The sequence below is a fragment of the Papillibacter cinnamivorans DSM 12816 genome (assembly GCF_900176335.1).
Taxonomy (GTDB): Bacteria; Bacillota; Clostridia; order Oscillospirales; family Oscillospiraceae; genus Papillibacter; species Papillibacter cinnamivorans.
Genome location: NZ_FWXW01000001.1, coordinates 329,877 through 353,905, shown reverse-complemented (window position 1 = coordinate 353,905; position 24,029 = coordinate 329,877). Strand labels below are relative to the sequence as shown.

Here is a 24,029-nt window from a genome sequence, read left to right as displayed (position 1 = left end):
CTTTCCCGGCGGCGCGCCCCCGGCTTCCCCGCCGGCGGCCGGCCGGGAAGTGAATATTCGCACATGGGAAAAGCGGAACTAGGCTTCCGTTACCTCCGTGATTTCAAATCCGGAGGGCGAAGATCGCCGGAGTTTCCGGTCCCGCAGGACGGCGGGCGCCGTCCCCAGAATAAAGCCCGCGCCGGCGGCAAGGCTTCTGGCGGTTTCCGCCGAGGTAAAGGCCGCGCACAGGAAGTATCCGGCGAAAAAACAGGCAAAAGGGACGATAAACACCAGAAACATGGGAAAAAACCGGGAAGCGGCGCATTCCACCGTCACCCTGGCCCCTTCCCCGGCTCCCGCGGAGTTTACCGCCGTTATCCGGGCGGTCTGCCCCCGCCCGGCCCCGGAGACACCGCAGGAGGAGCAGGCTTTTTCGAAGGTCCCGGAGCGGTCCAGTTCCACTTCCGCAAGGCCGCCGTCCAAAATCCGTATTACCCTGGCGCTGCAGCGCATGGAAGCCCTCCCTCGTGCCGGACGGGCATATACCTGTCCCGGATCGTTTTCGCTGAAGACGCAGCGGAGATCGTTTCAAACGCATCGGCCGGGCGGGGAAAAACCACCCACCGATGCGCAAATCAGCTGGTGATGGAGACCACAACCTTATATTCTCCCACCGGGCCCGCATCGTCATACCCGTCCAGATATGCCTTGGCGGAAACCGTATAGCGGCCGGTGGCACCGATATCCTTCAGGTCGGCGACCAGATGGATTTTTTCAGGAGAAACGGTATTCAGGGATTCTTCCGGGCCGCGGATGGTGACCTGCACCGATTGGGTCACCAAGGAAGCCGAATATCCCTCCGGAACATCAGAAAGAATGATTCGGGTGGCGTCGTAGGTTCGGGTGGGAAGGCCCGACAGCCTGATATGCACCGTCGCCTGGGAGACGCCGCTGAGATTGTTGATCCCGGCGGGCAGGGTGATATTATACAGGAGATCGGAGGAAACCAGGATCTTGGAGAGATCGATGGCGGCGAGGGAAATGGAGTCGATATTCTTGAGGTCCTCGGCTTCGCCCGAAATGGATATGGTGGACGGTTCCACGGAATAGGTCATGTCGTCCTTTGTGGAACCGGGGCTTTCAATAAAAGTGACGTCCAGAGGCACGTCCTTCACCACCACGATGGGCAGGGTGACAAAAACCGTGGCGGGGTCTTCCCGGATATTGTCGGAGACAATTTCATTTCCGTCGGCGTCCCGCAAAGAATACCCCAGGGTGTCGGTGATGGTTTCGCTCACGTCGATACGGGACAGGGTGACCTGGGCATACTCCACCTTGGAGACCAGGGCCTCCTGCCCGCTGATTTCCACGGTGCCGGGGCTGAAGATAAATTCGTCGGCCACGTAGCCGTCGGCTACATTTCCATCGAAAACCCCGCGGACGGGAACGGTCTTGGTGGACATCTTGTCGATGACCACACGGACGTAATTGCTGCTGCGGGACAGGATGGAGATGCTGCTGGACAGAACGTTGTCGGAGAACACAACGTCATAGGCAAGGTTTTTGGTACCGACGGATTCCACGTCCGACAGGTCCACCCGGATCTGAATGTTCTCCTTGTCCACCCGGGAAATGGTATTGCGCTTGCCCTGGAGCTTTAAATCCACCGTGGCGTCCTTCCCCTCCACCACCATGAGGCCGCGCTCGGCCAGCGCGTCGTTTTCCCCTATGAAGCTCACGGGAATATCCCGGATGGTGGTTTCCACATCCGGGTTTTCCACATTGTCCACATACAGCCAGAGGGCCACGGCGATGAGGACGGAAAGCACGATATACAGGGGTCTGTTGCTGCGCTGCTTATCCATCGGCTTTTCCATCCTTCTTTGCCCGGAACAGGCCGAAAAAATCAAAGCCCTTTTTCCGGGTGGTTTCTTTTTCCGGGGCAATGAGCTCCTTGCGAAGAAGCTTTTCCAGGGTCTCCGGCGCCAGGTGCCGCTTGAGCATGCCGCCCACCGCCACGGAGATGGCGCCGGTTTCCTCGGAGACAATGGCAACCACGGCGTCGGAATGTTCGCTCATGCCGATGCCGGCCCGGTGACGCATGCCCAGGTCGCGGCTCAAGTTGGTGTTGTTGGAAAGGGGCAGGACACAGCCGGCCCCGGCCAGGCGGCCTTCCCGGATGATGACCGCCCCGTCGTGGAGGGGAGCTTTCACAAAAAAAATGTTCTTGAGAAGCTCCGCGGAGACCTCGGCGTTGAGAATGGTCCCGGTGCGCAGGGCGTCGTCCAGGCGGATATTTCGTTCAAAAACAATAAGGGCGCCTGTGCGCGAGGCGGAAAGCTCGGCGCAGGCGGTGACCGTCCGGGTGATGACTCCCTCCAGACTGGCGCTCTCCTCCCGGCTGAAGAGATTGCCCCAGGAGCGGCTCCCCATCTGCTCCAGGAGGCGCCGCAGCTCCGGCTGGAACACAATAACCAGAGCCAGAAAACCCAGCTCCACCGTCCGTCCGATGATGAAATTAAGGACGTTGAGCCCGAAAATGGAGGAAAGCCAAAGGGCGGCAACAAGGACGACGATGCCCTTGATGACCTGCTCGGAGCTGGTGCGGCGCACCAGAAGGATCAGCCGATAGACAAGATAAGCTATGATCGCGATATCGATGATATCGGCGACCCTCATTGTCAGCAGATATTTCCACAGCGTCTGCAGAATTTCGGCGATAAACTCCATCTTCAGCTTCCTTCACTGGCATTCTCCGCAAAGCCAAATGGACCGTGCGGGACGGCAAACCCTTCGGCTTTGCGGAGAACCGGTTTCTTTTACACTTTTTTATTATATAATAGGAAGCTTAAAATGGCAATACGGGCTATTTATTAATTTTCTTTTTTAAAAGATCCTCCGCGGCTTTGATCAGTTCGTCAATATCACGTTTGGTGCTGAAGGCGGATACGCTCATGCGAACCGTACCGCACTCCGCCGTGCCGGCACTCCGATGGGCCAAAGGCGCGCAGTGGAGTCCCGCCCGGACGGCGATCCCACGGTCGGAAAGCTCCGAACCTACCGTCTCGCAGTCCCTGTCGTAAAACCGGAAGGACAGAACTCCGCCCTGACAGAAGAGGTGCGGCGCCTTATAGACCCGGAGCCCGGGAAGACTTTCCAGAGCTTCCGCCGCCCTGCCCACAAGTTCTTTCTCGTGGCACAGGATCCTGTCGGTCCCGCGGCGCTTTACAAACTGGATTCCCTCAAGAAGACCCGCGATCCCTGGTAAGTTATGAGTTCCCGCCTCCAGGCGGTCGGGAAGGAAGTCCGGCATTTCGGCCTTTGCCGACATGCTGCCGGTGCCTCCCTCCATGAAGGTTTTTACGGGGGAGTCCCCGCAGAGCAGGATGCCCGTTCCCTGAGGCCCGTAGAGACCTTTGTGGCCGGGCATGGCGATAAAGGCGGCCTTTAGAGCCGACATGTTCACATCCAAAGCGCCGGCAGACTGGGAGGCGTCCAGGACAAAGGGTACGCCGCGTTCCCGGCAGAGGGCGGCAATGCGCTCCACCGGAAGGATGTAGCCGAAGACGTTGGACATATGGTTGCAGATCACCGCGGCGGTGTCGTTCGTTATCCGGCTTTCAAAGGCGTGAAAGGTACTCTCCGGCTCAAAGGGCTCGGAGGCGGCCACCAGGATCTTCACATTCCCGACGGCGTGCAGGGGACGCAGAACGGCGTTGTGCTCGTACCCGGAGATCACCACGCGGTCTCCGGGCCGGACCAGGCTTTTGACGGCGATGTTCAGTGCGTGGGTGGCATTGCAGGTAAAGACAACGTGCTCCGGGTCCGGGACGGAAAAAAGGTCAGCCGCCTCCTCCCGGCACCGGAGAACGGTTTCCGCCGCGGCCATGGCGGCCTCGTAACCGCCGCGGCCGGGACTTGCCAGATGGTTTACGGCATACAGAGCGGCTTTGCCCACGGCGGCCGGTTTCTGGAGGGAGGTCGCGGCATTGTCGAGATAGGTCATTGCGGCACCTCACGGTAACTTCCGTCGTCGGACATGACATATATGCGAACCGGAGAAAGGCCGGCTCTCTTCAGGCGCATCAGAGCGTCCGAAAGACGGTCTTCGGAGAGCCTGATGGAATAGCTGCAGCCTTCTTCCGAAAGGACCCTGGGAGAACGAAAAAGCTGAACGGAGATGCCTGCGCGCTCCAAAATTCTTGCCGCCCGCTGGGCGCAGGTGAGCGACCGGCATACAATCAGATATTTTATCATTGGCTGATTCCCCTCTCAGAATCATTTTATGCCGTCCCGGAGGGGTTCGTGAGAAACCGCCCCGACACGGAATGACGGAAACACAGGGCAATTCCAATAAAAAAAGGCGGGCCGAAGGGCCCGCCTGCGTACCTCCCGCCGTAAAGCGGCGAGAGAACGACAAACAAGTACATCTATTTCCGCGCTTTCGGGGCCGGATCGGCGGCGAAAATGCAGCGGAACGCATCAAGAATGAAAACCTTTCTTAGGTCTCCGGAGCGAATATGTTCCGGTCGAAGACCTTCATTACTTCATCCACGACGTAGTCGAAATTATCCGCGTCCTTGAACAGCACCCAGTTGAGGCCGATAAAGTTGGATACGCCCATGAGGACATAGCTCAAGACCTCGGAATCCACATCGATGAGTTCACCCTTGGCCTTGGCGGCGTCCAGCTGTTCCACGTAATATTTGGAGAAATTCGCGTAATAGTCGACGAAGAGCTGCTTGTCGATGTACAAAGATTCCCAGATGATATTGTACATGTGCTTGTGTTCCCGGATATACTCCAGCCAGCTTTTCAGGCCCATGCGCTCGGCTTCCCTGCGGTTTTTGCAGCCACGGATGGATTTGCTGATGTGTTTGCGGATCTCGTGGCTGTATTGGAGCAGAAGAAATTTATACAGATTGTATTTTCCGTCAAAGTAAATATAAAAGGTGCCGGAGGCGACGGAGGCCAGCCGAGTGATATCATGGATCGAAGCTCCGTAATACCCCTTTTCGAAGAAAACCTGTTCCGCAGCGACGCAGATTTTCATCAGGGTCTCTTCCCCGCGCTGTGTTTTCGGCCTGTTGACCAGTACGTCCATACATCCATACCTCAATCAATTCTGATTTGGAATCCCGGTATCCCGGACTCCTAAAGCCGCTCCGCATCGTATCCGGAGGGATTGGCGGCCCGCCGAGACATGAACCGAGTTTCAATACTGAACATTATAAAAACAGTTTTGCTCCTTGTAAAGAGTTTTGTGAAATATAAGTATTTTTCCAGCGCTTCGCTTCCAATTAGAAGTAAAAAGCGAGTTCAGAAGCACAAATCGGGTATTTTTAAGGGAAAAGCACGGGCGAACCCAGGAACGGCGGACTGTACGATTATCCGCCGTTCCCGGCACTTTTTCACACCGTGTAGAGGGTTTCACAATTATTGACAAAGCCCAGCACCAGACTTGCAAAGAGCATGGGCTTTTCGTACATGGAGGCGTGCCCGCAGTCGGGCATAAGGGCATAGGAGACGTGCCTGAGCCGGGAGACGATAAATTTCTGCTCCGGCGGGGGCGTGATGAAATCGAATTCGCTGGAGATCACCAAAGTTTCCGCCTGGATTTCGGAAATTCTGTCTCTGAGATCCAAAGTGCTGGCGCTGTCGGTAAGCCGAATCATGGAGGAGACGAAAGCTTTGTTGGAGAAGATGGGAATGAGAAGCTTTTTGCGGTTTTCCATCCACTCGTTGTTTTCCAGATAGAACTTGGGAGAATAGATCACCGGGATGGTGGTGTAATAATAGGCCTCGCCGTCGGAGGCGGCCCGGTTCCAGCCCTCGCCGATATCCCTGAGCCAGGGAGAAGTATAACAGGTAGTATTGGACAGGACGAGCCGGTCCACGCAGGAGGGATATTTTACTGCGAAATGCAGCGCCACTTCCCCGCCGTAGGAGATTCCCAGAATGTTTATCTTTTCGAGTTTCAGCTCGTCCAGAAGGGCGCGGATCAGATCCGCCTGGATCTCCTGGGTATAGGGTCCTTCCATTTTATCCGATCTTCCCTGGTCCAGCATGTCCAGGAGAATCAGCCGGTTCTGCCGGCTGAAGGGACGGACGAAGGGGTTCCAGCTCAGGCAGTTCATCATAATCCCGTTGAGGACCAGAAGAGGACTGCCTTCTCCGTGAGTTTCATAATAGATATTCTTTCCCTGAAATGTGAAATTAGCCATTGCGATTCCTCCGTTCGCGTTTCAATACTCGGGGGTTTTCAGCGCTTGTAGATGATGCCAAGTTCCAGAGCCTGCCGTTTCAGTTCGTCCCGGAAGTCCGGATGCGCGATGGAGGACAGGATCTCCACCCGCTCCCTGAGGTTCGTGCCCTTGAGCTGGGCGACGCCGTACTCGGTCACCAGATAGTCCACGTCGTTGCGGGACAGGGACACCGCCGCGCCCGCCTTGAGCTGGGGAACGATTTTGGAGACCTCGTGGCGTACTCCCGTCTTGGGATCCTTGACCATGGCGGTGGAGTACAGGGCGATGATGGATCTGCCGTTTTTGGACATCTGAGCGCCGATGGCGGTGTCCGCCTGTCCGCCGGTGCCTGAAAACTGCATGGAACCCAAAGACTCGGAGCAGCACTGGCCGGTAAGGTCCACTTCCAGGGTGGTGTTGATGGAAACCTGGTTGTCGTTTCTGGAGATAACGTAGGGGTCGTTCACCTCCGCGCCGTCACGGATCTGTACGGCGGGATTATGGTCTACGAATTCATACAGCTCCGGGGTTCCAAGCACCATGGTGGCGACCATCTTTCCCCGATCCACCTGTTTTTTCGAACCGTTGACGACGCCCATATTTGCAAGCTTCATAATACCGCTGGTAAGAAGCTCGGTGTGAACGCCCAGGTCGTTTTTATTTTCCAGCCCCCTGGCCACGGCATTGGGGATGCCGCCGATGCCCAGCTGGATGCAGTCGCCGTCGTGAACCAGGTCGGAGATGTATTTACCGATAACGGCGTCCTTCTCCGTAAAGGGGAGGTCCGGCAGGACGGGCACGTCGTAGTCGGCTTTTATCATATAGTCCACGTCCCGGACGTGGAGCTCCACGTCACCGTAAGTATACGGCATGTGAGGATTAATTTCCAGTATTACAATGTCGGCGGCTTCAATCATGCGCTTTTCATACGTATTGCTGATGGACAGGGAGACATAGCCGTGCTTGTCGGGCATGGTCGCGCTGCCGACATAAATATTCGGATGGATGTGGTCCAGACGCTTATACGCGGAGGAATGCAGGTGGCCCGGGATGAAGGAGGTATTGCCGTTTTTATGGGCCGCACGGAGAAGCGGGGTGTAAAACCAGCCGTCGATATTAAAGGAATCCTTGTATTCCGCCTTGTAGAGAGGAAGGTCGGCCATGGGAAGACAGTTGGTGAGGGTTACGTTTTTAACCCGTCCGGCAAGGGTATGCAGAGAACTCAGAAAGAGTTTGCCTTCGGCGGCGCCGAGGCCTGTGACGATCTGAAAATCGGACTGGACCAGCGAGAGCGCTTTGTCCAGAGATATTATTTTTGACTCGTACTCCAACATAGTGTAAAACTCCTTTCCGCCGCGATGCGGCATACCACTGCAACGGCGGAGCCGGAGAATTCCCGCGGGCGGACGGTAACCGCCCGCGGGACGCCGGATGCCGTATTGAAACCGACCGGGCCGGCTTTCGGGGATTGGTCCGATAGCCAGGCCCGGCTGCGGTCAGAGGAGAGTGGGTTTCTTACTTACCGAGAATGGTATCCACGTTTTCCAGCGGGTAGACAACCGTCCAGCCGGTGGAGGAGGAAGAATCCACCTTGGACAGGTTCATTTCCTGAGTACCGGCGCGCAGGCCGTTTGCATAGTCAATCTCTCCGCCGAAGGGGTTCTGAATAGGGGCGCTTTGCAGGGCTTCCATATAGGAGGCCCAGGTTACAGGCTGACCTTCCAGACGGCGGAGGCCTTCGCAGAAGAAGTAGGCGGCGATCCACCCGGTCTGGGCATAAGCGTTGTTGTCATAATCGTCAGCGATATGGGCCTGATACTCGGCCAGCGCGTCGGCGCGCTCGCCCTCGTAGGATACCCAGCCGCTGCCGTATACGTCGAATTTGCCCTGGATGACATCCTTAATCTGGTCGGCAATGGCGGGGGCAACGTTCACATAAGTGGTGATGACGTCCTTGTTCACATCCTGAGCGGCCAGTTCCTTGATGATGGTGGGGATGGTGGCCTGGATGGCGGCGCCCACGATGAAGTCGACATTGTCGTTCTTGATGGCGGTGACGGCCGCGCTCACGTCGGCAGCGCCCGCCGCGACCTGCTCGGATACAAGCTCAACATTCAGTTCCTTGGCCATGGCTTCGCAGCCCCAGAGGAGGTCCTTGCCGGCGTCGTCGCTGGTGTAGATGACGCCGATCTTCTTGGCGCCGAAGTTACCGACGGCACGGGCGACCATGATTTTGCCTTCGGTCTTGTAAATCGGCTGTACCGGGAAGAGGTTGTAGCCTTCGTCGTTGGTGGTTGCATTTTCAGCGTACAGCTGGCCGATGCCGGTTGCAAAGTACACGCTGGGGATACCGTAGGTCTTCAGGTCAGCCACAGTGGCGCCCACAACGGGAGTGCCGAAGTGGCCGACAATGGCGAATACCTTTTCATCTTCCACCATTTCCTGGAGGAAAGCCTTACCCTTGACCGGGTCAAACTCGTCGTCCTTGTGGAGGAAGGTGATTTTTCTGCCGTCGATGCCGCCGGCTTCGTTGACCATGTCAAGATACGCCTGGATACCGGCCAGGAAGGGCACGCCCACAGGGGCATACGCGCCGGAGGTGGCGGCCGTGTTGGCAATCTTGACCTCGGTGTCGGTGACGCCCTGGACATAGCTGGAAGCGGCATCTTCCGTGGGAGCCGCGGTGGGAGTGGCCGTTGCGCTGCCGCTTCCGCCGCCGCAGGCAGTGAGGGCGAGGACCATTAAGGCTGCCAAAAGAAGCGAGAGAAATCTTTTCATAGTAATCCTCCTTAATATATTTGGGTATACCTCAGTGAGGATTGACGCGGCCAGGCAGCCTGCCTTCCGTCCGCGGGAATTTGGGAATGCGTTTTTTCCGCAGACATTGTGACATATGTACCGGGCAGCGCTCAACCGTCACGTTCCCATGAATGAAACGCGCGGGGGCATTTACAGACAACACAGAAACATCCGACAAATCAGTTGGAACCGAGATAGGCCTCCATCAGCTTGGGGTTCTTGATGAGCTCGGAGGCTTCCCCGCTCATGCTGATGTTTCCCAGCTCGATGACATATCCGAAATCCGCAATCTTCAGAGTCTGGAGGGCGTTCTGCTCCACGATGACCACCGTGGTGCCCTCTTTCTTGATCTCTTTTATAATGTGGAAGATTTCCCGAACGATGAGAGGCGCAAGACCCAAAGACGGTTCGTCCAGCAGAAGGATCTTGGGATTGTTCATCAGGGCCCGGGCAATGGCGAGCATCTGGAGCTCGCCGCCGGAAAGCGTGCTGGCGATCTGCTTGCTGCGTTCCTTGAGGATGGGAAAATACCGATGGACCCTGTCAAAAGATTCGGCGATTTTCTTTCTGTCCGTCTGGGTAAAAGCTCCCACCTTCAGATTTTCCTCCACCGTTAGATCTCCGAAGATCTGCCGGCCTTCCGGAGAGTGGCTGATCCCGAGCTTCGTGATCTTTTCGGGATCCATATTGGTGATATCCCTGTCGTAATAGGTGATCGTACCTTCCGCCGCATGAACCAGGCCGGAAATGGTGCGCAGGGTCGTGGTCTTTCCCGCGCCGTTGGCACCAAGCAGGGCAACCACCGAGCCTTCGTAGACGTCGATATCGATTCCCTTCAGCGCCTTAATCCCGCCGTAATTGACTTTCAGGTCCTTGATGGACAGCGCCGTTTTTCTCATAGTTTGCTCCATTCCGCCGCTTTGCACCGGCACCGAGAGTTTTTAGGACCCCGCCACGCAAAGAAGAAATGGCGGGAGCTTTCCCTCCCCCGCCGACCGCGGCCGTCCGCAGTCCCGACGGACGGCGCGGAGCGAGCGGCAGGGTGAAAGGGGAGCCGTTTGGGGGGTAAATCAGTCTTCTTCCGCGCCGAGGTAGGCTTCCTGGACACTCTTGTTGTTCTGAATCTCCGAAGGAGTACCGTTGGCGAGAAGCTTTCCGAAGGAAATGGCGCAGATATGGTTGCAGATACTCATAACCAGGCGCATATCGTGTTCCACCAAGAAGATGGTGCAGTTATATTTATCGCGGATGGTATGAATGGTTTCAGCCAGCTGCTCGGTCTCCACGTCGTTGAGGCCGGCGGCGGGTTCGTCCAGAATGATGAGGCGGGGCTGGCACATCAGGGTGCGGGCAAGCTCCACTTTTTTCAGAATACCGTAGGGCTGACCGCCGGCAAGCTGATCCTTGAGCTCAACGATGCCGAGGTAATCCAGAACGGATTCGGCCTGCTGCCGGAGCTCCCGTTCCTCCCGACGCGCCTTGGGAAGCTTCAGGGCCTGGGAGAGAACGGAGGCCTTGAAGTCGATATGAGCTCCGATGAGGACATTGTCGATGATGGACAGCTCACGGATGAGCTCTACGTTCTGAAAGGTGCGCACCAGGCCCAGACGGATGATATCGTGAACTTGCTTTCCGATGAGATTTTCCACGGTGCCCTTGTTGGTGCGGAACCAGATCTCACCGGCGGTGGGCTTATAGAACTGGGTAATGCAGTTGAAAACAGTGGTTTTTCCGGCTCCGTTGGGGCCGATGAGCCCAAAGATCTCCTTTTCCTTCAAAGTGAAGGTGAGGTCGTCCACGGCTTTCAGTCCGCCGAAGTTGATGGAGAGATTTTTTACCTGGAGGATCTCATCCGGGGCGAGGGTATGTACTGCCGTATTCTTTTCAGCCATTGCTTTCACCTTTCCCTTTCTTCTTCCGGAAGAGGCCGGCAAGCTCCGGGAAGACCTTGATGAGCCCGTTGGGATAGAACATGATCACGCAGATGATGAGCACCCCGCTGAAGATGTAGGAAAATCCGTTGATCTGACCCAGAACGGGAATCTGCTTGAGGAGGAGGTCCGGGATGATGAAGACGATGGCGGCTCCCAGAATGGTGCCGTAGATGGAGCGAAGACCGCCGATGACGATAACCGCCAGAATGTTCAGGGACATGCCCATGGTCCAGGTACTGGGATAGGTATATTTGATGAAATGCACGTACAGGACGCCCGAAAGGGACGCATAAGCGGTGGCCAGCGCGAAAGCGAGAAGCCTGTATTTCAGGAGGTTCACGCCCATGGCCTGGGCCGCCACGACGCTGCCGCGCATGGCGTGGAATGCCCGGCCGGTCTGGCCGTTGACCAGGTTATAGGTGAGAATCATGATAATCACCAGGGCCACTACCAGCAGCACATATGTAGTGTCGCGGTTGAGCTGGAGGAAGCCCAGAATCTTGGGGTAGGCCGCGGTTTTGCCGGAGAACCCGTTGGTGAAGACTTCCAGCTCCTCGAAGGTCTTCCGCAGCACCTCGGATACGCAGAGTGTCACGATTGCCAGGTACAGGCCCTCCATCCGCAAAGAGGCAAGGCCGATGAGAATGCCGATGATGACCGGTACCGCAATGGAAATCACCAGAGACAGCTCGAAGGGCAGGCCCAGGTTGGAGGTGAGGTAGGCGGACATATAGGCCGCAAGGCCCATGAAGCCGGCCGTGCCCAAAGAGATAAGGCCCGAGTAGCCGAAGAGGAGGTTTAAGCCCATGGCGGCCACGGAGTAGATAAGGACGCTGCCTACCAGGGTGATATAGGAACTTCTGAGAATTCCCGCGCTCGACAGGAGGGGAACACAGGCGATGATGACGCCGAAAAGTACAAACTGGAAGTACGGATTGTGGAGAATCGTTTTCCGGCCGTTTTGCTGCAGGGTCTTCCCTGCTCCGGTTCCCATGATTTTACTGGCCATCTCTCCACCCCCTAGACTTTCTTGATGGTCTTCTTGCCGATAAGACCCCAGGGCTTAAAGACAATAAAGACGATGATGAGCAGGTACAGGATCTGTTCGCCCCAAACGGAGGAAACATAGTAAATTAAAAGGTTTTTCAGAACGCCGATGATGTACGCGCCCAGCACCGGGCCGTAGAAGGTCTGGAACCCGCCCAGGACGCAGGCGATGAAAGCGTTGACCTGAACGCTGTCCATAAGGTTCAGGGTTACCGAGGTGGTGGGGGCGATCATGACGCCGGCCAAACACCCCAGGATCGCTGCCAGGGCCCAGGCAAAGAGGGTCACCGAGCGGGTGGGGACGCCCATGAGGCGGGCGGTATACTCGTTGGAAGCGGTGGTCCGGATGGCAAGCCCCAGTTTGGTTTTTTGCAGCAGGTAGAAAAGAAAGCCCATAATGGCAAGGCCGATGATGATGTTGAGCATACCGTTGTAGGAAATGGCCGCGCCGAAGAAGCTCACGGAGCCTGTGGGGATGAACTTCGGAAGACTCAAAGGATCGACGCCGAAGAGCATCGGGGTGATCCCCAGGAAGATCATAATGAGTCCCAGGGTTATGATCTCTTTCCCGCTTGCGGTGACTTTTTTCGCGTTCCGGATGATGACGAAGTCCACCACCGCGCCGGAAAGGGTGGCGCTCACCAGGCCGCAGATCACCGCGAGCCAGAGCGGAGCCCCCACAGTGGTGAAGAAGAAGGTCACCACATAGGTGTTGAACATGCCCATGGTCCCCTGCGCGAAGTGAATGAGGTTATTCGTGCGGTAGATGATGATGATTCCCAGGGCAGCTAGGGCAAAGATTCCGCCGGTTTCCAGACTTCTGAGGAACAGCTGCAGAAACGTGCTCACTCATTTTCCCCCCATCTTATAACGTTTGCGGCCCAGACATATCCGATTCCCGCCGCGATCATGGCGATAATCGTGCCGTCCTTTACCTTGCCGGCATCCAGCGCCAGCTTCAAGGACAAAATCTGGTCCACCTGACCCACATGGCCGTATTTTTCCAGATAAATCGACTGCTCGGGCGTGAGGTTCAAGCGGTGCAGCATGTCCTCATGGCCGGAGCGTTTCATGTGCAGCACCGCCAGGTAGCCCAGATCGGATTTGTCAACGCCGGATTTGCGGAAGGCCTCGTCGATGCAGTGCATCCAGTTGTCCATGGACACAAGGTTCAGACGGTCCTTCATCTTTTTGGCATCCATAAGGCGAAGCATATTGGCCTTATCCAGGTTTTCCGCCGTTATGGGTTTGGCGGTTCCCCCGATTTCCACGCCCGCGGTCCTGGCGATGGACCCGTCGCTCATGATATGGGTGCCCAGGAGCACGTTTTTATTATACCCCTTCTGCAGCAGGATTGCTCCCCCGCCGGTGCTGAGGTTATACATCATAGACATATCATTGTCGGTAAAGTCCACAAGGTCGCTGTTGCGGTATCCGCCGCAGACCATAATCTGCTTGCACTCATCGTCGGAAAGCAGGATGTCCTTAGCAATCTTCATAGCAGAAACGGTGGTGCAGCAGCGGTTCTGCACGTCGATGCCCCATGCGTTCACCGCGCCGATCCTGTCTTGTATGTAGCAGGCGGAGGTGGTGAGAGGATATTCCTTCCATTCCTCGCCGAAGCAGACAATCGCGTCGATGTCGCGGGGATCGGTGCCGGTGTTTTTCAGGCAGTCCAGAGCGGCCAGGGCACCCATTTCCTGTGTGCCGTCGCAGGCATCCGGGCCGGCGAGCCGCTTTTCCACAATTCCGAGTTTCTTTACAAACGCTTCCTCGGACCAGACACCTTTCGTGGCGGCGGACATTTCCTTCGCGGTTATGATTTTTTCCGGAAGATAGGTGCCCAAACCGACAATACCGACCTTTGTTTCTTTTTTCATGACTAGGATCCTCCTGTTTTTCAAATCGGAGGGGTTCGTCCGGGCAATTGCAAGGGAAAAGACAACTGCGGGATCGTTCCTCCGTCAGAAGCACCGCCGGGACAATCCGGATTCCGGCGGGACGCCGGAACGGATTCTCCCCGCCGCTTCCCCGCTGAATCCAGCGGCGGATACACTTGAAAGCGCCGCGGAACCCCGGGTCATTTCACGGGAGCCGGAAACTGCCGGCGGCGCATATTCTGTTCCGTACGAGATGAGAATGCGGACAGGATGAAAACATGAAAGATGATTCATAATTCGCTTTTAGCGTAAATCAACCCCAACCCAAAGTCAATAGGGATGAATATTTTTGTGCATATTTTTTATAACACAATAGATAAAAAAGCACTTGACAGGAAGGCAACCGTTGGGTATATTATGGATGAAAGATGAATCACAATTCACATAGTATCGTCTGGAGCACCTCAAATTATTGGAAAGAAGGCAGATTCATCATGAAAGGATATACCATTCAGGAGCTTAAGGTCGGCGACAGCGCCACCTTCGCAAAGACCGTAACCGAGTCCGATGTCGTTACCTTCGCCGGGGTCTCGGGAGACCTCAATCCCGTACATATCAACGCCGAATACGCAAAGGAAAGCATGTTCGGACAGCGCATCGCCCACGGCATGCTCAGCGCTTCCTTTATTTCCACCGTCCTGGGCACGCAGCTTCCCGGCCCGGGTTCCATTTACCTCGGACAAGAGCTGAAGTTCACAAAGCCCGTGTTTCTAGGCGATACCGTGACGGTTACCTGCACCGTGGTGGAGAAAAACGAGGAGAAAAACCGCCTGAAAGTTGAGACCATCGCCCGCAATCAGAAGGGCGACGCCGTCATCACCGGGTTTGCAACCATTATGCCTCCCAAAGCATAAGATTTTTCGAATAACGGCAGATGCTCCCGGCCGGAAGGCCAGGGAGCGTTTGCTGTTCCCAAATTCAGGGAAGATCGTTCGATTTTAGCCGGAATTGGATACAAAAAAAGGAAAGCGCCGCCGAAATATAACGGCGGCGCTTTCCTTTTTGGGGGGCGGCGTAGTAAAAACGGGCCATACTCGAAAATTAAAATTGCTTCGTCAAATTGCACAAGAAAAAAGAAGCGTCAAGTTTGGTCAAATAATATCTGGTAAAAATTCGTGAAAATCACCAAAATGGAAATATCAGATCCCAAAGGCGAATAAAAGGCGAAGAATGTGCTCTATCGCAGGTCGGTCTTTTCCAGAAGGACTGCCGCCTGGGCGGCGATGCCCCTTCCCTCCCCCGTAAAGCCGAGGCGCTCCTCGGTGGTGGCCTTGACGTTCACCTGCTCCGGGGAAATGCCGAGAGCATCCGCCAGGTTTTGCCGCATGGCGCCAATATGGGCGGAGAGCTTAGGAGCCTGGGCTACCACGGTGGAATCCACGTTTACAACGGAAAAACCGCTTTCCGAGAGAAGACGGGCGGTTTCCCCGAGAAGCACCAGACTGGAAATTCCGCGGTAGGAGGGGTCGGTATCCGGGAAATGGCCGCCGATATCCCCCAAAGCAGCGGCTCCCAGCAGGGCGTCCATCACCGCGTGTATCAGAACGTCCGCGTCGGAATGGCCCAGCAGGCCCAGTTCAAAGGGGATTTCCACGCCTCCGAGAACCAGACGGAGACCCGGTTCCAGACGGTGCACGTCGTATCCCTGTCCGATGCGCAGATTTGTCATTTCTTTTCCTCCCTCCAGGCTAAAATGGCCTCCGCCAGAGCAAGGTCCAGCGGAGTGGTGATCTTCATGTTTTCCTCGGAGCCCTCGGTGAGCATGACGGACATGCCAAGACGCTCCACAGCGGAGCAGTCGTCCGTAAGGTCCGCCCCCGCAGTTACGGCGGATTGTAGCGCCGCCTTTAATAGTCCCGCCTCGAAAACCTGGGGCGTCTGGACGGCAAAAAGAAAGCTGCGGTCCGGCGTTGCGGTGACACGGCGGTCCACGGCGGTTTTTACGGTGTCCTTTACCGGCACCGCCGGCGCCGCGGCGCCGCACTCGGCGGCTTTCCGGACCGCAGCTCCGATGATCTCCGGGGTCACCAGGGGGCGCGCGCCGTCATGCACCGCGATAAGTCCGGCCTTTGGAGAGACCTCCAGGACACCGCACAGGACGGATTTGGAGCGGATATCGCTCCCGGCCACGATCCGGACGGGTTTGGAGATCCCGTATTCCTTGCAGAGGCTCCCCACCTCCACGATATCCTCTCCCCGGGTCACCACAACGATCTCATTGATTTCGGGAGATTGATCCAGGGCGAGCAAAGAGCGGATCAGCACAGGGATCCCGTCCAAAAACATAAGAAGCTTATTTTCTCCGCCCATCCGAAGGGAGGAGCCGGCCGCGGCCACCACGGCGGAGCAGAAGGGAGCGGAGGGTTTGGGTTCCCCTCCGAAAAGCTTAGAGAAAAAACCTGCCATGTCGTTCCTCCTCCGGATTTTCAACATACTTTTTTGGTACTGCCATCCGTCACGGTATCATAACCGCTTTGCGGCTTGGATACCGCAAACGCGGAGCGTTACGCGGGATACGGCATCGCCGCCGGTTGCCCCGCAGGGGCGAGGCGGCCGCGCTACCCGGCATGGTATAATAGCTGCTTTGCGGCTTGGATACCGCAAACGCGGAGCGTTACGCGGGATACGGCATCGCCGCCGGTTGCCCCGCAGGGGCGAGGCGGACGTGCCATCCATCATGGTATAATAGCCGCTTTGCGGCTATTATACCACAAAATCAAGGCCGCCGCACCGGTTATGATGCGACGGCTTTCCCGTTTATTCACATATTCTGTCAGGATAAGGCGCACATTCAGACCAAAGAAATGTCGATGCGGCGCTCGATCTCTTCATAGCTGCAGTTCTGGGCCAGGACGATTTCCGAAATGAGGATCTGTTTTGCAGAATGAAGCATTTTCCTCTCCCCGGTGGAAAGACCCTTCTGACTGTCCCGGAGCATGAGCCCCTTGACCACCTTGGCCACCTCCAGCAGGTTCCCGCTTTTCAGACGGAGCATGTTTTCCCGATACCTGCGGTTCCAGTTCTGGGTCATGTCCACTTCGATCCCGGGGATAGCGGCGATGATCTCCTCCGACTCCTCCCGGTTCATCACCGGGCGAACCCCGATCTCCACGCTGCTGGCGGTGGGAATCATCACCAGCATGCCGCCGACAGGGATCTTCAGGACATAATAGTCCCTGCTGACGCCGTTGATTTTCCGCTGGACGATGCTGTCGACGACACCGGCGCCATGCATCGGATGGACAATTTTATCGCCAATGCTGAACATAATAACTGCCTCCCAAAATACAAACGAACCCAACCAACAGCCCCGGAACCCCCAGACAGCAATAAAAATATGATACCACAAACGCGAAGCGTTTTGTGGTATACGGCATCGCCGCCGGCTGCCCAAACGGGCGAGGCGGACGCGCCATCAACCCGGTATCATAGCTGTTATATAGTTATTATACCCTAAGCCAAGAGGGAATTGCAATAAAAATCCAAAATACCGGTAATTTGGGCACGAACTTAGGTATAAAACGGCAAAATCGGGAAATGAAGAAACCGGACACAGAAAAAAGCCCCGGCCTCGAAAAGCCGGGGCTTATACGTATCAGGGCGAGCGCCTTGTTATTCGGCGGGTTCCGCGGGAGTTTCACCGGAAGAAGCCACAATGGGATCAGGCTGTCCCAGATTTTCCCGCAGCTCCTCTTCCTCGGCAGCTGCTGCCGCTTCCAGAAGCGCGCGGATGCTCAGGGAGACCTTGTGCTTATCCGGGTCGACGTCGATAATCTTGACATTCACCGTCTGTCCCTCGGAAAGGACGTCCCCGGGCTTATCGATCCGACGGTTTGCGATCTGGCTGATATGGATAAGTCCGTCCACGCCGGGAAGAATCTCTGCAAAGGCGCCGAAGGGCATGAGCTTAACAACCTTTACAGGAAGCACGCTTCCCACAGAATAGGTCTTGGTAAAGACCGCCCAGGGGTTCTCCTCGCGGTTTTTAACGCCCAAAGAGATCTTCTTCTTCTCCTTGTCCACGGCGATGACATACACATCCAGCACCTGGCCGACGGAGACAGCCTCGGAGGGCTGCTTGATGCGGGACCATGTGAGCTCGGAGATATGGACCATACCGTCCACGCCGCCGATGTCCACAAAGGCGCCGTAGGAGGTAAGCGACTTGACCTTGCCGGTGTAGTGCTTGTCCACTTCGATGTCGGACCAGATTTTCTCCGCCATGGCCTGGCGCTCTTCAAACTGGACGGCACGGATGGAGCCCACCACCCTGCGGCGGGAACGGTTGACTTCCGTGATGCGGAGCTTTACGCGGGTTCCCACAAGAGAGGTCATGGGGACGTCCTTTGGAAGCCCCGTCTGGGAGGCGGGAATAAAAACGCGCACGCCCTTCACGGAAACCACGACGCCGCCCTTGTTCTCTTCCTTGACGATGCCCTCCATGGTCCGCCGGTCTTCCCTGGCGGCTTCCACGTCTTCCCAGCTCTTCACGGTGTCCAGGCGCTTTTTGGAAAGGGTCACCACACCCTCCACGTCGTTTACCCGCATGACGTAAGTTTCCACCGTGTCGCCAACTTTAATCAGGTCGTCCACCTTGACGTCCGGATCGTCGCTGAGCTCGGACACGGGTATATACCCGGCCTGCTTGGCGCCAAGATCCACGTGAATTTCCGTCGGGGTGATCCCCGTAACGATCCCGGTTACCTTCTCTCCTGTATTTAAAGTTTTGAACGATTTCTCCAAAAGCTCGGCAAACGACTCCTCATTGACATTGATCTCGTCGCTCATCTTGTCACAGACCTCCTTTATTATCCATGCGGGTGTGGAAGCACCCGCAGTGATCCCAACCACAGACGCTCCGGCCAGAGCGGACAGAGGCAGCATGGATGCGTCCTCTATCAAAAAAACGCGGCCGCAGCGCGCCCGGCAGATCTCCGCGAGACGGCGGGTATTGGAGCTCTTCCCGTCCCCGATGATCACCATGGCGTCACACTCGGAAGCCAAAGCCGCTGCTTCCGACTGCCTCCGATATGTAGTACTGCATATTGTATCAAATATTTGTAAGTTTGTACACTCTTTTTTTATGAAATCCACGCAGGAATTCCACTGCTCGGCGGTGCAGGTGGTTTGACAGACAACGGTGAGAGGCGTGTCCCGGTTTTCCTCCGCTTCCGCCAGCCAACGGGCGATTTCCTCGGGGTTTTCCACGATGAGAGGGTTATCGCACCAGCCGGCAACGGCCACGATTTCGGGATGCAGAGGGTTTCCCACGATCAGGGGCCGGCGGCCGGCAGCCTCGGCCTCGGCAACGAGACGGTGGATCCTGGAGACGTTGGGACAGGTGGAGTCGATGTAGGAAAGACCGCGCTTTTCCAGATATTCGTAAACCCGCCGGGCCTCTCCGTGGGAACGGATGACCACGGTTTTTCCGTCCGGCAGTTCCTCCGGAGAAAAAGCCAGGCCTACTCCCCTGCCCTTCAGGTCTTCCACCACGTGAGCGTTGTGGATCACGGGACCCAGCATGACGCAGTCTTTCCCGGCCGCGGCGGACTCCCGGGCCAGATTGACCGCCCGGCTCACGCCGAAACAGAAGCCGGCGGATTTTGCAAGAAGCAGTTTCATGTTTATTCTGCCTCCGGAAGGGCGTAAACCCGGTTCATGATTTCCCCGGCGATGACCCTGTAGTCGTCGGCGGTGGCCTTTCTGCCGGCCACCTGGGGGTAAAACGGTTTGCCGATGATTACCCGCACCCGGCCGAAAGCTTTCTTCTTGGGCGCGATGTAGACCGGAAGAATGGGAACCCCGGCGCGCACGGCCAGCATGGCGGCGCCGGTTTTGGCGTTGGCCGCATTTTCCTCATCCATACGATGGCCCTCCGGGAAGATCAGAACCTTGTCTCCATTTTTCAGAAACCGCAGGGCCGTCTTGATGGCCGCTACATCGGACCTGCCACGGCGGACCGAAAAGATTCCCGCCTTTTTCAGCAGCCAACCCAGAATCGGAAGGCGCATCAGTTCCTCTTTTGCCATCACCCGGAGGGGAAAAACGGAGTGAAAGGCGAAAACCACCAGCAGAGGGTCGGAAAGCCCGGAGTGATTCCCGCAAACGAGAGCGGCGCCCTGAGGGATGTTTTCGCGCCCCATGGCATCCGCCCGGTAAACCAGGTTGAAAAAAGGCCACACCAAAGCGTACAAGATTCGATAAATCCGATTCATAGGCCGAGTTTCCCCCTGATGATCCGAAGCAGCCGGGCAAGGCTTTCCTCCAGGGGAAGCCCCGTAGTATCCAGAAAGACCGCGTCTTCCGCCGCTTTCAGGGGAGCGACCTGCCTGCTGCTGTCGTTTTTGTCCCGGAGCTCAATCTGGGCCAGGACTTCTCCATAGCTGGAACCGTCCCCCCGGGCCTTCAGCTCCTCGAATCTGCGGGCGGCCCGCTCCTCCGGGGAGGCGGAAAGAAACACCTTGACATCGGCGCGGGGAAGAACTACCGTCCCGATGTCCCGGCCGTCCATGACCACGTCGTTTTTTTGGGCGATATCCCGCTGCATGTCCAGCAGAAAGGCGCGCACGCCCGGGATAGCGGAAACGCCGGAGGCATAGGAAGATACCTCGGGCCGGCGGAGTTCCCCGGTGACGTCCTCGCCGTTGACGTACATGCGCTGGAGCCCGTCCTTACCGTGACACAGTTCCAGATGGATTCCGGGCAGAAGGGCGGCGACGGCATCCCCGTCTCCGGGAGAGAGACCGGCGCGAAGGGCGATAAGCCCCACCGAGCGGTAAATCGCGCCGGTATCCACGTATAAAAAGCCCAGGGCTTGGGCAGCCAGCCGGGCCAGGGTGCTTTTCCCGGCGCCGGACGGCCCGTCTATGGCTATGCTCCTGTAGTTGCGATCCATGCGGTTCCTCCAATGAAAGAGTCGTTTTCTCCAGCCCGCCGGAGAGGGAAAAAGCGCGGCACGTGAAATCAGCGGGCCGAAGAGCCCGCCAGGTGCCCGGTGGCCCAGGCGATCTGCAGGTTAAAGCCGCCTGTATATCCGTCCACGTCCAGAATTTCCCCGGCGAAAAACAGACCGGGGACAAGCTTCGACTCCATGGTCGAGGGACTGACCTCTTTTATGGAAATCCCGCCGGAGGTAACCACCGCCTCCTCCACGGGCCGGGGCCCGGAGACGGGGATCTCAAAGTGCTTTAAGAGATGGGCAAGGCCGGATCTCTGTTCCCGGGTGACGGAGTGCACCTTGGTGTCCGGAGGGATGCCGGAGCGGCGGACCGCCACGGGGATCATGGCCCGGGGCAGGAGCTTGTCCAGAGAGTTTGCGAAATCCCGGTTGGAGAACTCCTTAAAATCCCGCAAAATGCGCTCGTCCAGCGCTTCGGGAGCCAGGGCGGGCTTGAGATCGATGGATACTGTGTACTCCGTCTTATCAAAAGAGCGCATGTGGGCGCTGGCGCTTAAAATCACAGGGCCGGAAAGACCGAAATGAGTGAAGAGAAGCTCGCCGAAATCCCGGTAAACCGTTTTGCCGGATTTATCCGCGACCCGGACGGCCACGTTTTTCAGAGAGAGCCCCTTCATCTCCACGCAGTCGGGATCGGGGCTTTCCAGGGGAACCAGAGAGGGACCCAGGGGGGTCACCGTGTGACCCAGCTCCGCGGCCATGCGGTATCCGTCCCCGTCGGAGCCGGTCAGGGGATAGGAGAGGCCCCCGGTGGCGAGGATGACGGAGGAGGCGGGATGAAGGCTTCCGGAAGTGTCCTCCACGGCGCTCACGGCGCCGTCCCGCAGGCGGATATGGGCGGCCCGGGCCTGAACCGTTTCCACGTTCAGCGTTTTCAGGCTCCGGATCAGGGCGCCGGAAACATCCTTCGCCCGGTCGGATTCCGGAAAGACGCGCTCTCCCCTCTCGGTTTTCAGGGGAACGCCCAAAGCTTCAAAGTATTCCTTGGTACGGGAGGGGGAAAAACGGGAAAGGGCCCCGTACAGAAAACGACCGTTCCGCGGAATCTGACTCAAAGCCGCTTCCACGGTACAGTCGTTTGTGAGGTTGCATCTGCCTTTGCCCGTGATGTTCAGCTTTTTACCCAGAAATCCGTTCCGCTCCAGGAGCAGCACCGGAAGCCCGCGCTGGGCGGCGGCACAGGCGGCAAGCATACCGGCGGCGCCGCCGCCCACCACAACGACCTTATTCTTCATCCAGTTTTTCGTATACCTCGTATTCCGTCCAGATCCGCTCCAGAGTCTCGAAAGTCTTGGCAAGGTCGGCGTTTTTCTTCCGGCCCACCGCCACGATGAGGGCGTTGACCAGGCTGAGGGGAGCCACGATGGAATCCACGAAGGAGACCATGTCACTTTTGGCAATTAGGCTCGCGTGGGCCATTTGGGCCAGAGGAGAGGCCTTGGAATCGGTAATCGCCACCAAGGAGGCGCCCTGATCCCGCGCAAACTGCATGGCCTTCACCGTGCGCCTGGAATACCGGGGAAAGCTCGCCCCGATCACCACGTCCCCTTTTCCCACCCGGAGGATCTGTTCAAACATTTCGCTCACGGCCGTGGTATGTACCAGCGTGACATTTTCAAAAATCAGATTGAAATAAAAAGCCAGAAAGCTTGTGATGGCCGTGGCGGAACGGACGCCGATGATATAAACCCGCCGGGCGTTAATAATAAGGTCCACGGCGCGGTTGAATTCCTCGCGGCTGAGTTCCTCCAGGGTGGAGCGGATCTTCTCCACATCGGACAGGAGAATGGTGTTTACCACGTCCTGATTTCCGATCCGGTCGTTGGAAACCTCGATGCGCTGAATGGAGGTGAGCTTGTTGCGGATCATCTCCTGAAGGGCCTTCTGCATGCTGGGGTATCCGTCGTATCCCAGCTCCGCTGCAAAGCGGACCACGGTGGATTCGCTCACGTTCACCGTTTTACCCAGTTTGCTGGCGGTCATGAAGGCCGCCTTGTCATAACTTTTGATGATATAATTGGCAATCAGCTTCTGACCTTTGGAAAAGCCGCTCATCCGGGAAGAAATCACGGATAAAATGTCCTTTGGCATAACGATCCCCCTGTTGTCGTAAGGTTTTTATACGAAATGATAATCGGCAGGAATCCGCCCACAGGCCGTCCCTATTTCCACCGGGCATTTTCGCCTGCGCCGTTTTGCTCCGGCATGCGCGCCAGACCGGGGCGGCCGCCTGCCGCAGTCCGCGGGAGAAATAACATTTCACATAGTACAATGATACTACAAACGGGGAGAAAAGCAATATCAATTTGCAGGATTATTTGACAGTCTTGCATTTCGAGGGGGGAATACCGCGGTGAAAAATGAAGGAAACCATTCAAAACACGAGCATTCCCGGTGGTTACAGGCTTTTTAAATACGTTATCTCCTCCGGAGTTAAAAAGCGCCAGTGCCCGCATTCCAAGTCCCCCAGCAGAAGATTTCCCTCCCGGACGCGCCGGAGGCGAAGAACCTGCAGTTTTGCTGCTTCACACATGCGGCGGACCTGACGGTTTTTTCCCTCCCGGATTGTAATGGATATCAGAGACGTGCCGGCGTCATTTCCCGGAAGGGCCCGCACAAGGGCCGGAGACAGAAGTTCGCCGTCCAAAGACATGGGCCCGCGAAGAACAGGCAGAGCCGAGGGCACGTCCCCCCGGACCCGGACGAGGTATTCCTTGGCCACATGGCCGGAGGGATGCATCAGGTGATGAGCCGCTGCGCCGTCGTTGGTGAGGATCAGCAGGCCCTCTGAATTGAGGTCCAGCCTTCCAACGGGGTATACCCTCGCCGGGCAGTCTCCCACCAGGTCCCGGACCGTGGGTCTTCCCTTCTCGTCGGACAGGGTGGTCACATAGCCGCGGGGTTTGTTCAGCAGTATGTAAACCGATTCCCCGGGAAGGGAAATCGGTTTGCCGTCCAACAATATCCGGTCTGTCTCCGGGTCCGCCTTCATGCCAAGCTCCGCGGGAGATCCGTTTACCGTTACCCGGCCGGAGAGGATCATCTCCTCGGCGGCCCGGCGGGAGGCGATGCCGCAGCGGGACAGGATTTTCTGCAGTCGTTCCACCATAGGGGCTCCTTTGCA

General features: G+C 57.0%; 24 protein-coding genes. 1 reads left to right on the top strand and 23 read right to left on the bottom strand.

Annotated elements, in window-relative coordinates; translation table 11 throughout:
• Positions 1–78: 78 nt before the first annotated feature.
• The 14 genes from B9A13_RS01810 to B9A13_RS01745 form a co-directional block, all read right to left on the bottom strand.
• Positions 79–495, bottom strand: coding sequence for a SoxR reducing system RseC family protein (locus tag B9A13_RS01810; RefSeq protein ID WP_084233317.1), 417 nt, complete (start codon positions 493–495; stop codon positions 79–81).
• Positions 496–617: 122 nt separating this feature from the next.
• Positions 618–1,847 carry a CdaR family protein gene (locus B9A13_RS01805; RefSeq protein ID WP_159447989.1) on the bottom strand — a complete coding sequence of 410 codons (1,230 nt, stop codon included), beginning with the start codon at positions 1,845–1,847 and terminating at the stop codon, positions 618–620.
• Complete coding sequence (cdaA, locus tag B9A13_RS01800; protein ID WP_084233315.1) at positions 1,840–2,712, bottom strand: diadenylate cyclase CdaA; 873 nt, start codon at positions 2,710–2,712, stop codon at positions 1,840–1,842. Before cdaA ends, B9A13_RS01805 begins: the two co-directional genes overlap by 8 nt.
• Before the next feature lie 136 nt (positions 2,713–2,848).
• Positions 2,849–3,988, bottom strand: coding sequence for an aminotransferase class V-fold PLP-dependent enzyme (locus B9A13_RS01795; RefSeq protein ID WP_084233314.1), 1,140 nt, complete (start codon positions 3,986–3,988; stop codon positions 2,849–2,851).
• Complete coding sequence (locus tag B9A13_RS01790) at positions 3,985–4,239, bottom strand: putative Se/S carrier protein (RefSeq protein WP_084233313.1); 255 nt, start codon at positions 4,237–4,239, stop codon at positions 3,985–3,987. Before B9A13_RS01790 ends, B9A13_RS01795 begins: the two co-directional genes overlap by 4 nt.
• Before the next feature lie 244 nt (positions 4,240–4,483).
• Entirely contained in the window at positions 4,484–5,086 is a 603-nt protein-coding gene (locus tag B9A13_RS01785; protein ID WP_084233312.1) for a TetR/AcrR family transcriptional regulator, read from the bottom strand.
• 307 nt (positions 5,087–5,393) lie between these two features.
• Positions 5,394–6,206, bottom strand: coding sequence for an alpha/beta fold hydrolase (locus B9A13_RS01780; RefSeq protein ID WP_084233311.1), 813 nt, complete (start codon positions 6,204–6,206; stop codon positions 5,394–5,396).
• A 38-nt stretch (positions 6,207–6,244) separates the two neighbouring features.
• Positions 6,245–7,561 (bottom strand): acetyl-CoA hydrolase/transferase family protein, encoded by a 1,317-nt coding sequence (locus B9A13_RS01775; RefSeq protein ID WP_084233310.1) that lies wholly within the window; start codon positions 7,559–7,561, stop codon positions 6,245–6,247.
• A gap of 181 nt (positions 7,562–7,742) precedes the next feature.
• Positions 7,743–9,005, bottom strand: a complete 1,263-nt coding sequence (locus tag B9A13_RS01770; protein ID WP_084233309.1) for an ABC transporter substrate-binding protein — start codon at positions 9,003–9,005, stop codon at positions 7,743–7,745.
• Between the two features lie 200 nt (positions 9,006–9,205).
• Positions 9,206–9,925, bottom strand: coding sequence for an ABC transporter ATP-binding protein (locus tag B9A13_RS01765; protein WP_084233308.1), 720 nt, complete (start codon positions 9,923–9,925; stop codon positions 9,206–9,208).
• Positions 9,926–10,096: 171 nt separating this feature from the next.
• Positions 10,097–10,918: an ABC transporter ATP-binding protein gene (locus B9A13_RS01760; protein ID WP_084233307.1), complete on the bottom strand. Its 822-nt coding sequence runs from the start codon at positions 10,916–10,918 to the stop codon at positions 10,097–10,099.
• Positions 10,911–11,969, bottom strand: coding sequence for a branched-chain amino acid ABC transporter permease (locus tag B9A13_RS01755; protein WP_084233306.1), 1,059 nt, complete (start codon positions 11,967–11,969; stop codon positions 10,911–10,913). Before B9A13_RS01755 ends, B9A13_RS01760 begins: the two co-directional genes overlap by 8 nt.
• A gap of 11 nt (positions 11,970–11,980) precedes the next feature.
• On the bottom strand, positions 11,981–12,856 hold the full coding sequence (locus B9A13_RS01750) for a branched-chain amino acid ABC transporter permease (RefSeq protein WP_084233305.1): 876 nt from the start codon (positions 12,854–12,856) through the stop codon (positions 11,981–11,983).
• A complete protein-coding gene (locus B9A13_RS01745; protein ID WP_084233304.1) occupies positions 12,853–13,887 on the bottom strand; it encodes a 3-oxoacyl-ACP synthase in 1,035 nt (344 codons plus the stop codon). Before B9A13_RS01745 ends, B9A13_RS01750 begins: the two co-directional genes overlap by 4 nt.
• Positions 13,888–14,381: 494 nt before the next feature.
• Here B9A13_RS01745 and B9A13_RS01735 point away from each other — a divergent pair, with 494 nt between their 5' ends.
• On the top strand, positions 14,382–14,801 hold the full coding sequence (locus tag B9A13_RS01735) for a MaoC family dehydratase (protein ID WP_084233302.1): 420 nt from the start codon (positions 14,382–14,384) through the stop codon (positions 14,799–14,801).
• Between the two features lie 323 nt (positions 14,802–15,124).
• Here the strand turns inward: B9A13_RS01735 and ispF are convergent, their stop codons facing one another.
• From ispF to B9A13_RS01690, 9 genes are all read right to left on the bottom strand, one after another.
• Positions 15,125–15,616 (bottom strand): 2-C-methyl-D-erythritol 2,4-cyclodiphosphate synthase, encoded by a 492-nt coding sequence (gene ispF, locus B9A13_RS01730; RefSeq protein ID WP_143806840.1) that lies wholly within the window; start codon positions 15,614–15,616, stop codon positions 15,125–15,127.
• Positions 15,613–16,353, bottom strand: coding sequence for a 2-C-methyl-D-erythritol 4-phosphate cytidylyltransferase (gene ispD / locus B9A13_RS01725; protein ID WP_084233301.1), 741 nt, complete (start codon positions 16,351–16,353; stop codon positions 15,613–15,615). Before ispD ends, ispF begins: the two co-directional genes overlap by 4 nt.
• 385 nt (positions 16,354–16,738) lie before the next feature.
• A complete protein-coding gene (locus tag B9A13_RS01720; protein WP_084233300.1) occupies positions 16,739–17,215 on the bottom strand; it encodes a CarD family transcriptional regulator in 477 nt (158 codons plus the stop codon).
• A 344-nt stretch (positions 17,216–17,559) separates the two neighbouring features.
• A complete protein-coding gene (locus tag B9A13_RS01715; protein ID WP_084233299.1) occupies positions 17,560–19,569 on the bottom strand; it encodes a bifunctional 4-hydroxy-3-methylbut-2-enyl diphosphate reductase/30S ribosomal protein S1 in 2,010 nt (669 codons plus the stop codon).
• A gap of 2 nt (positions 19,570–19,571) precedes the next feature.
• The gene (locus B9A13_RS01710; RefSeq protein WP_084233298.1) at positions 19,572–20,162 is read right to left on the bottom strand and encodes a lysophospholipid acyltransferase family protein; all 591 of its coding nucleotides are present in this window, start codon (positions 20,160–20,162) and stop codon (positions 19,572–19,574) included.
• Positions 20,159–20,842, bottom strand: a complete 684-nt coding sequence (gene cmk / locus B9A13_RS01705; protein ID WP_084233297.1) for a (d)CMP kinase — start codon at positions 20,840–20,842, stop codon at positions 20,159–20,161. The genes B9A13_RS01710 and cmk overlap by 4 nt, the downstream gene beginning before the upstream one ends.
• A 68-nt stretch (positions 20,843–20,910) precedes the next feature.
• Complete coding sequence (locus B9A13_RS01700) at positions 20,911–22,140, bottom strand: BaiN/RdsA family NAD(P)/FAD-dependent oxidoreductase (protein WP_084233296.1); 1,230 nt, start codon at positions 22,138–22,140, stop codon at positions 20,911–20,913.
• Positions 22,130–22,996, bottom strand: a complete 867-nt coding sequence (locus tag B9A13_RS01695; protein WP_084233295.1) for a MurR/RpiR family transcriptional regulator — start codon at positions 22,994–22,996, stop codon at positions 22,130–22,132. Before B9A13_RS01695 ends, B9A13_RS01700 begins: the two co-directional genes overlap by 11 nt.
• 307 nt (positions 22,997–23,303) lie before the next feature.
• Positions 23,304–24,014: a pseudouridine synthase gene (locus B9A13_RS01690; RefSeq protein ID WP_084233294.1), complete on the bottom strand. Its 711-nt coding sequence runs from the start codon at positions 24,012–24,014 to the stop codon at positions 23,304–23,306.
• Positions 24,015–24,029: the final 15 nt, after the last annotated feature.

Excerpts from the sequence above, each read along its gene's own strand:
- B9A13_RS01810 (WP_084233317.1), bottom strand. The coding sequence starts at position 495 with ATGCGCTGCAGCGCCAGGGTAATACGGATTTTGGACGGCGGCCTTGCG.
- B9A13_RS01805 (WP_159447989.1), bottom strand. The coding sequence starts at position 1,847 with ATGGATAAGCAGCGCAGCAACAGACCCCTGTATATCGTGCTTTCCGTC.
- cdaA (WP_084233315.1), bottom strand. The coding sequence starts at position 2,712 with ATGGAGTTTATCGCCGAAATTCTGCAGACGCTGTGGAAATATCTGCTG.
- B9A13_RS01795 (WP_084233314.1), bottom strand. The coding sequence starts at position 3,988 with ATGACCTATCTCGACAATGCCGCGACCTCCCTCCAGAAACCGGCCGCC.
- B9A13_RS01790 (WP_084233313.1), bottom strand. The coding sequence starts at position 4,239 with ATGATAAAATATCTGATTGTATGCCGGTCGCTCACCTGCGCCCAGCGG.
- B9A13_RS01785 (WP_084233312.1), bottom strand. The coding sequence starts at position 5,086 with ATGGACGTACTGGTCAACAGGCCGAAAACACAGCGCGGGGAAGAGACC.
- B9A13_RS01780 (WP_084233311.1), bottom strand. The coding sequence starts at position 6,206 with ATGGCTAATTTCACATTTCAGGGAAAGAATATCTATTATGAAACTCAC.
- B9A13_RS01775 (WP_084233310.1), bottom strand. The coding sequence starts at position 7,561 with ATGTTGGAGTACGAGTCAAAAATAATATCTCTGGACAAAGCGCTCTCG.
- B9A13_RS01770 (WP_084233309.1), bottom strand. The coding sequence starts at position 9,005 with ATGAAAAGATTTCTCTCGCTTCTTTTGGCAGCCTTAATGGTCCTCGCC.
- B9A13_RS01765 (WP_084233308.1), bottom strand. The coding sequence starts at position 9,925 with ATGAGAAAAACGGCGCTGTCCATCAAGGACCTGAAAGTCAATTACGGC.
- B9A13_RS01760 (WP_084233307.1), bottom strand. The coding sequence starts at position 10,918 with ATGGCTGAAAAGAATACGGCAGTACATACCCTCGCCCCGGATGAGATC.
- B9A13_RS01755 (WP_084233306.1), bottom strand. The coding sequence starts at position 11,969 with ATGGCCAGTAAAATCATGGGAACCGGAGCAGGGAAGACCCTGCAGCAA.
- B9A13_RS01745 (WP_084233304.1), bottom strand. The coding sequence starts at position 13,887 with ATGAAAAAAGAAACAAAGGTCGGTATTGTCGGTTTGGGCACCTATCTT.
- B9A13_RS01735 (WP_084233302.1), top strand. The coding sequence starts at position 14,382 with ATGAAAGGATATACCATTCAGGAGCTTAAGGTCGGCGACAGCGCCACC.
- ispF (WP_143806840.1), bottom strand. The coding sequence starts at position 15,616 with ATGACAAATCTGCGCATCGGACAGGGATACGACGTGCACCGTCTGGAA.
- ispD (WP_084233301.1), bottom strand. The coding sequence starts at position 16,353 with ATGGCAGGTTTTTTCTCTAAGCTTTTCGGAGGGGAACCCAAACCCTCC.
- B9A13_RS01720 (WP_084233300.1), bottom strand. The coding sequence starts at position 17,215 with ATGTTCAGCATTGGCGATAAAATTGTCCATCCGATGCATGGCGCCGGT.
- B9A13_RS01715 (WP_084233299.1), bottom strand. The coding sequence starts at position 19,569 with ATGAAACTGCTTCTTGCAAAATCCGCCGGCTTCTGTTTCGGCGTGAGC.
- B9A13_RS01710 (WP_084233298.1), bottom strand. The coding sequence starts at position 20,162 with ATGAATCGGATTTATCGAATCTTGTACGCTTTGGTGTGGCCTTTTTTC.
- cmk (WP_084233297.1), bottom strand. The coding sequence starts at position 20,842 with ATGGATCGCAACTACAGGAGCATAGCCATAGACGGGCCGTCCGGCGCC.
- B9A13_RS01700 (WP_084233296.1), bottom strand. The coding sequence starts at position 22,140 with ATGAAGAATAAGGTCGTTGTGGTGGGCGGCGGCGCCGCCGGTATGCTT.
- B9A13_RS01695 (WP_084233295.1), bottom strand. The coding sequence starts at position 22,996 with ATGCCAAAGGACATTTTATCCGTGATTTCTTCCCGGATGAGCGGCTTT.
- B9A13_RS01690 (WP_084233294.1), bottom strand. The coding sequence starts at position 24,014 with ATGGTGGAACGACTGCAGAAAATCCTGTCCCGCTGCGGCATCGCCTCC.